Source organism: Rhodoferax sp. (assembly GCF_030646845.1).
Classification (GTDB): Bacteria; Pseudomonadota; Gammaproteobacteria; order Burkholderiales; family Burkholderiaceae_C; genus Rhodoferax.
On the sequence record NZ_JAUSLE010000080.1, the window covers coordinates 1 to 7,220 of the forward strand.

Consider the following 7,220-nt stretch of genomic DNA (forward strand, 5'->3'; position numbering starts at 1 on the left):
CGGGTTTTCGCAACGGGGCGGTGGCACCGCCCACCATTCCGACGGTTGGGGTATCGCCTTCTTTGAAAGCGAGCGCGCCACACCGAATCAGCCCGGCAAGGGCGTGCGCTATTTCGTCGACAAGGAGGGTGCCGCGACCTCTCCGATTGCCAAAATGCTGCGCTCTTATCCGATCAAGAGCCACAACGTCATCGCCCATGTGCGCAAGGCCACCGTGGGGGCGGTAACGCTGGAAAACTGCCATCCATTTGTGCGTGAACTGTGGGGACGCTACTGGGTCTTTGCCCACAATGGCGATCTGAAAAACTATGCGCCACCACTACACGGCAGCTTCCGCCCGGTCGGCAATACCGACAGTGAACTGGCGTTCTGCTGGCTGCTGCAGGAGCTGGACAAATCGCATGCCGGCGTCCCTTCAGTCGAAGAACTCACCTGCACACTGAGAGAACTGGTTCCCCAGATTGCCAGCCATGGCACTTTCAATTTTCTGCTCAGCAACGGTCAGGCCTTGTGGGCGCACGCCAGCACCAAACTGCACTACGTGCTGCGTCGCTATCCGTTTACCCAGGTGCACATGAAGGACGAAGACGTACGTGTGGACCTGGCGACGCTCAATGGTCCGCAGGACCGGTTGGCCATCGTGGTCACCGAGCCCCTCACCTTGAATGAAGACTGGGTGGCCATGGCGCCGGGCGAGATTCAGGTGTTTGTGGAAGGGGCGCTGGCGATCTGCGCCTCGCGGGCCAGCGCGACACTGACTGCTCAGCGCATCAGCGCTTGAGCGCCTGCTCCAGTGCATCCAGGAACATGGCGGCGACGTCAAAGCCGGTCTGATCAAAGATCTCCTGAAAGCAGGTCGGACTGGTGACGTTGATTTCGGTCAGACTGTCGCCAATCACATCGAGGCCTACCAGCAGCAGGCCGCGGCCGTAGAGGATCGGCCCCAGTGACTCGGCGATGAAACGGTCGCGCTCACTCAGCGGCTGGGCCACACCCTTGCCGCCTGCGGCCAGATTGCCGCGCACCTCGCTGCCCTGCGGAATGCGCGCCAGGCTGTAGGGCACCGGCTTGCCGCCAATCACCAGGATGCGCTTGTCGCCGTCCACGATCTCGGGCAGGAACTTCTGCACCATCAGGCTCTGCGCGCCGTGGCGGTTCAGCGTCTCCGTGATGGATCCCAGGTTCAGTCCGTCCGGCCCGACGCGGAAGATGCCCATACCGCCCATGCCGTCGAGCGGCTTCAGGATGATGTCCTGGTGCTCGGCGTGGAAGCGCTTGATGTCGGCCTCGTCCCGCGTGACCAGGGTGGGGCCGATGAACTGCGGGAACTCCATGATGGCGAGCTTTTCCGGGTGGTCGCGCAGCGCGCCCGGCTTGTTGAAGACGCGTGCGCCCTCTCGCTCGGCCTGCTCCAGCAGGTGCGTGGCATAGAAAAACTCGGAATCAAAAGGCGGATCCTTGCGCATGAGGATGGCGTCGAATTCCTTCAGCGCCACGGCGCGCGCTTCTCGGGCCTCGAACCACACATCCGGCTGCCCCGTGAGCACGATATCGCGGACGTGCGCCGTGACCAGCCCCCCGGTCTGCCACATCACATCCTGCGGCTCGCAGGCAGCCACGCTGTGGCCGCGCCTTTGCGCCTCGCGCATCATGGCGAAGGTGGTGTCCTTGTAAATCTTGAAGGAGGCAAGGGGATCGGCGATGAAAAGCAGATTCATGAGGGACTACCAAAGTAATAGCAGACAACGACCATTCAGCGGGGGCCTGACGCCCAAAAACCATCAGATCTCGATTTTCGAGCCCAGCTCGACCACCGAGTTGTTGGGCAGATTCAGAAACTCGGCTGCCGCACTGGCATTGTGGTGCATCTGCGCAAACAGCTTCTCGCGCCACTGCGACATACCACTGCCGATGGTCGGCACCACGATGTCGCGCGAGAGGAAGTAGCTGGTGGTCATCGGGTCGAGTTCGCAGCCGCGGCCCTTGATCTGCTGCAAGGCCTTGGGCAGATCGGGGTCATTCTTGAACCCGTAGTTCACAATCACCTGCCAGCAATCGTGCCCGAGAGACTCGATCGTCAGGCGCTTGGCCATGCCGATCCAGGGCACCTCGTGGTTGCGCACCGTGACGAACAGGTTGTTCTCATGCAGCACCTTGTTGTGCTTCAGGTTATGCAGCAGCGCGTTGGGAACTGTGCCGGGTTCAGCCGTGAGAAACACCGCCGTACCTTCCACCCGCGTCGGCGGACTGACAAATACGGCCTCCAGAAAACTGTCCAGATCGATGGCATCGACCCGCAGTTTGGCCGTCATCAGGCGCCGGCCATCTTTCCAGGTAATCATCAGCGTGAAGATAGCGCCCCCAATCATGAGCGGGAACCAGCCACCGTCAAACAACTTCAACAAATTGGAGGCGAAGAACGCCAGATCCACAATGAAGAACAGGCCCGTGGCGCCAATGCACAACGCCAGCGGATAGTGCCAGTGGTAGCGAATCACGAAGAAGGTCAGTACGGTGGTGATCAGCATGTCCAGCGTCACGGCAATGCCATAGGCCCCCGCCAGATTGCTGGAGGAGCGGAACATCACCACCGCCAGGACGATGGCCACAAACAGACCCCAATTCACGAACGGCATGTAGATCTGGCCCGTTTCCTTGACACTGGTGTGCTGCACCTGCAAACGTGGCAGGTAGCCGAGCTGAATGACCTGCTTGGTGACGCTGAAAGCGCCCGAGATCAAGGCCTGCGACGCGATCACGGTCGCCAGCGTGGCCAGCCCCACGAGCGGCAACAGGGCCCAGTCCGGCGCCATCAGGAAAAAAGGGTTTTTGACGGCTTCGGGGTTATTGAGCAGCAGAGCGCCCTGGCCAAAATAGTTGAGCGTGAGCGCTGGCATGACGACGGAGAACCAGGCGACCCGAATCGGCTTCTTGCCGAAATGGCCCAGGTCGGCGTACAGCGCCTCGGCCCCCGTCACACACAACACGACGGCCCCCAGGATGATGAAGGCGGTGCCGGGGTTGTGCCAGATGAAGCCAAGCGCGTAATGGGGGCTGATGGCCCACAGAATGGTGGGATGGGTGACGATTTGCGCCACACCCAGTGCCGCGATGCATGCGAACCACACGAGAGTGATGGGACCGAAAAACTTGCCGATGCCACTGGTGCCACGCTTTTGCACGGCGAACAGGCCGAACAGGATGACCAGCGTGAGCGGAATCACGTATTTCTTGAAGGCCGGCGAGATCACCTCCAGACCCTCCACCGCCGAGAGCACCGATATGGCCGGCGTGATGACGCCGTCGCCGTAGAACAGGCAGGTGCCGAAAATTCCGACCACAAGCAGCACGCGCCGCAACGCGGGCTTGTCCTTCACCGACTGCGAGGCCAGCGCCAGCATGGCAACCAGCCCGCCTTCACCGTTGTTGTCAGCACGCAGCACCAGCAACACATACTTGACGGAGACGATGACCGTCAATGTCCAGAAAAAGATCGACAGAATGCCGTACACATTGTCCGGCGTGAATGGCACATGGCCGGAGCCAAAGACTTCTTTGACTGCGTACAGAACGCTGGTGCCGATGTCACCGTACACAACGCCGATGGCGCCCAGCGTTAGCGCCGTGAGAGACGATTTGGATGAAGACACAAGTTCACCCCGTCTTGAACTTCAAGCGGGGTTCCATTCCATTTGGGAACGCTATTTTGCGCCTGCTGGGTGAAGTTGCATGAGGACGCCAGGCTCTAAAGTCAACAAACCCCAAAAATGTTGCAGCGCAGCAACTTCAGGTGACCTGATTCCCTGAGCCCACCGCCGCCCTCATTCATACACTTCGGCATTCGGGTCCGTCGCTTCCAGCTCATAACTGGCGGCCAGCATCGCCAGACGCCCAACCACGCCGTACATATAAAAGCGGTTGGGGGCACTGGCGCCAGGCTTGATCCCGGGTTGGGGCAGGCGCGCACTCTGCTCAAAAGCCAATGGCACAAAGCTCGATCCCGGTGCATCAAGATTTTCATCGACGCCGCGATCAGCATGAATACGATAGAAGCCACCGACCACGTAACGATCCATCATGTAGACCACCGGCTCGGCCACCGCGTCATGCATGCGTTCCTTGGTCAGCACGCCTTCCTGAATCAGAATATCCTGGGTTGGCTGACCTTCTCGTGTGCCACTCATTTTGCTTTGCACTTTCGGGCTTAGCGCCTCCAGGTCTTTGGCATCACGCACGGTCACAATGCCCAAGCCATGGGTGCCGTTGTCGGCCTTGACCACCACAAATGGCTTCTCCTTGATGCCATATTCCTTGTATTTGCGACGAATTTTGGTCAGCAGGGCATCCACATTGGTGCTTAGGCATTCCATGCCCACGCCTTCAGCCAGTTTCGCCTCCCCGCATTTCTCGAACAAGGGGTTGATCAGCCATGGGTCAACCCCCAACAGCTTGCCCAGGCGCTTGGCCACTTCCTCGTAGCACTTGAAGTGTTTGCTCATGCGCCGCGTCGACCGGCCGGCGTGCAGCGGCGGCAACAGGTACTGCTCGTGAATGTCTTCCAGAATGCCCGGCACGCCGGCACGCAGGTCATTGTTCAGCAGAATGGTGCAGGGGTCAAAATCCTTGACCCCCAGGCGGCGCTTGCCGCGGATGACAGGCTCCAGCGTCACGCTCTCACCATTGGGCAACTCAACCGTGGTGGTTTTTTTGATCGCCGGGTCGATGGAGCCAATGCGCACGTTCAGGCCAGCCATGTGGAAGATGCGCCGCAATTGCGCCACGCTGGACAGGTAAAACGTGTTACTGGAATGATTCTCGGGAATCAGCAGCAGGTTGCGCGCCTCCGGGCAGATTTTCTCAATCGCAGCCATGGCCGCCTGCACGGCCAGCGGCAGCATCTCGGGTGTGAGGTTGTTCCAGCCGCCGGGAAACAGATTGGTGTCTACCGGCGCCAGCTTGAAGCCGGCATTGCGCACATCCACCGAGCTGTAAAACGGGGGCGTGTGCTCCATCCATTCCAGACGGAACCAGCGCTCAATGGCCGGCATCGAATCCAGGACGCGTTGCTCAAGTTCGTTGATGGGGCCAGTGAGCGCTGTGACGAGATGTGGAACCATGCGGCCCTCTTGAAAGGATGACGTGGGAAAACTGGACGTATTCTAGGATTTGGGGGCGGCCGCGGCGCTTGCAAGGACTGCCCGGACAAATCCGCCGGTACGCTGGCTTTTTACACCAAGGCGCCTCCTGTCGGACTAGACTCGCACCTCTCCCTGGCCCAGGACCACATACTTTAGCGAAGTCAGGCCCTCGATGCCCACCGGGCCACGCGCATGGAACTTGTCGGTGCTGATGCCGATTTCAGCCCCCAGGCCAAATTCAAAACCATCGGCAAAGCGGGTGCTTGTGTTGACCATGACACTCGCAGAGTCGACTTCCCGCAGGAACGCCTGTGCGTGCATGTGGTCCCGCGTGATGATGGCGTCGGTGTGGTGCGATGAATACTCGTTGATGTGGGCAATGGCTTCATCCACACCCTGCACCACCTTGATACTGATGATGGGCGCCAGGTATTCCTCGTACCAGTCCTGCTCGGTGGCGGCCTTCACTTGCGCGCCCGGCACGGTGGCCAGCAGCGCCAGCGTTTCAACGTCGCCGCGCATCTCCACCCCTTTGGCCGCGTAGATCGCGCCGATTCTCGGCAGGAACTGCGCCGCCACGCCGCGCGCCACCAGCAGACCTTCGGCCGCATTGCAGGGGCTGTACTTGCTGGTCTTGGCGTTGTCCGCCACCTGGACCGCCATCTCGATATCACAGGGATCATCGACATACACATGACAATTGCCGTCCAGGTGCTTGATGACCGGTACCTTGGCGTCGCGGCTGATGCGCTCGATCAGGCCCTTGCCGCCGCGCGGAATGATCACGTCGACATACTGCTGCATGGTGATGAGCTGGCCCACCACCTCGCGGTCGGTGGTTTGCACCAGTTGCACAGCATCGGCTGGCAAACCACTGGTCTCCAGCGCTTCTTGCACCAGCCGGGCCAGCGCCTTGTTGGACTCAATCGCCTCCGAGCCGCCGCGCAAGATGCAGGCGTTGCCGCTCTTGATCGACAGGCTGGCCGCCTCAATCGTCACATTGGGCCGGCTCTCGAAAATCATGCCGAACACGCCGATCGGCACCCGCATTTGCCCGACCCGAATGCCGCTGGGCTGCTGCTTCATGCCGATGATTTCACCAATCACATCCGGCATGGCGGCGAGCTGCTCACAGCCCTGGGCGCAGGTCTCGATCACCTGGGGGCTGAGCTTGAGGCGGTCCACCATCGGGGCGGCCAGGCCTGCCGCTACGGCGCGCTCGATGTCTTTGGCGTTGTCGATTTGCAGCGGCTGCACGTTGGCGCGCAGCAACTCGGCCAGCTTCCGAAGCGCTCTGCTTTTAGTAGCTGTCTGCGCTTTAGCCATAAGGGCTGAGGCCTGTTTTGCCTTTAAACCAAGGGCCTGGGTGTAATCGGGGATGTTGAGCGCGTTCATGAAGTTCATTTTCGCATGGGATAAACCGCTTACCGCCCGCGCGGTACCGGTGCCTGTACGGCACATTGGCTGCACAGTAACATCGCCAGCCGCTGCAGGGCTTGCCAGTTATCAATCGGCCAGTCCGGCTGTTTCAGGCCCTTCACAATCCCGTCCACCTGATGGGCCGCCTGCAGCAGATGGGCCAAAGTGGCTTCACTCAGACGCGGCAGCACGCGCTCAAACAGACGCTCTTTGGCACCCCACACCCGCTGCTCACGCAGCGCCATCGGCATGGGGCGGCCCTGTGCCATGGCGTCTTTGACGCGCTTGAGGGCGCGAATGTCCTCGGCCAGCGTGTAGTGCACCAGCACTTCGGCTTCGCCCTCGGCCTGCAGGCCGTCCAGCATGCGCTGCACCCGGAGGGTCTGGCCCGCCAGCACCGCTTCAGACAGTTTGAACACGTCATAGCGCGCCACGTTCAGCACGGCGCTTTCAATCTGGTCAAACGTCAGCTCGCCGGGCGCATACAAGAGGGCGAGCTTCTGGATTTCCTGATGCGCGGCGAGCAAATTGCCTTCCACCCGGTCGGCAAAAAACTGCAGCGTGCGCTGCCCGTCTTCACCCGCGACCACCCGCTGGCCCTGGCTGGAAAGCCGCTGCGCGATCCACTGCGGCAGGGCGCCGCGCTCGACCGGCTCAACCTGC

At 60.9% G+C, this 7,220-nt stretch carries 6 protein-coding genes; 1 reads left to right on the forward strand and 5 read right to left on the reverse strand.

Annotated features, from left to right (window positions below; all coding sequences use genetic code 11):
• Positions 1-781: class II glutamine amidotransferase (locus Q7T10_RS19265; protein ID WP_304751317.1), on the forward strand; the 781-nt coding region annotated here is incomplete at its 5' end.
• Here Q7T10_RS19265 and gshB read toward each other — a convergent pair.
• The 5 genes from gshB to holA form a co-directional block, all read right to left on the reverse strand.
• Positions 771-1,718 carry a glutathione synthase gene (gshB, locus tag Q7T10_RS19270; protein WP_304751318.1) on the reverse strand — a complete coding sequence of 316 codons (948 nt, stop codon included), beginning with the start codon at positions 1,716-1,718 and terminating at the stop codon, positions 771-773. The two genes, Q7T10_RS19265 and gshB, sit on opposite strands and share 11 nt — an antisense overlap.
• 63 nt (positions 1,719-1,781) lie before the next feature.
• On the reverse strand, positions 1,782-3,650 hold the full coding sequence (locus tag Q7T10_RS19275; RefSeq protein ID WP_304751320.1) for a potassium transporter Kup: 1,869 nt from the start codon (positions 3,648-3,650) through the stop codon (positions 1,782-1,784).
• A gap of 171 nt (positions 3,651-3,821) precedes the next feature.
• Entirely contained in the window at positions 3,822-5,117 is a 1,296-nt protein-coding gene (gene gshA, locus Q7T10_RS19280; RefSeq protein ID WP_304751321.1) for a glutamate--cysteine ligase, read from the reverse strand.
• A gap of 135 nt (positions 5,118-5,252) precedes the next feature.
• Positions 5,253-6,533 carry a glutamate-5-semialdehyde dehydrogenase gene (locus tag Q7T10_RS19285; protein WP_304751324.1) on the reverse strand — a complete coding sequence of 427 codons (1,281 nt, stop codon included), beginning with the start codon at positions 6,531-6,533 and terminating at the stop codon, positions 5,253-5,255.
• Positions 6,534-6,562: 29 nt separating this feature from the next.
• The coding region (gene holA / locus Q7T10_RS19290) for a DNA polymerase III subunit delta (RefSeq protein ID WP_304751323.1) at positions 6,563-7,220 on the reverse strand (658 nt) is incomplete at its 5' end.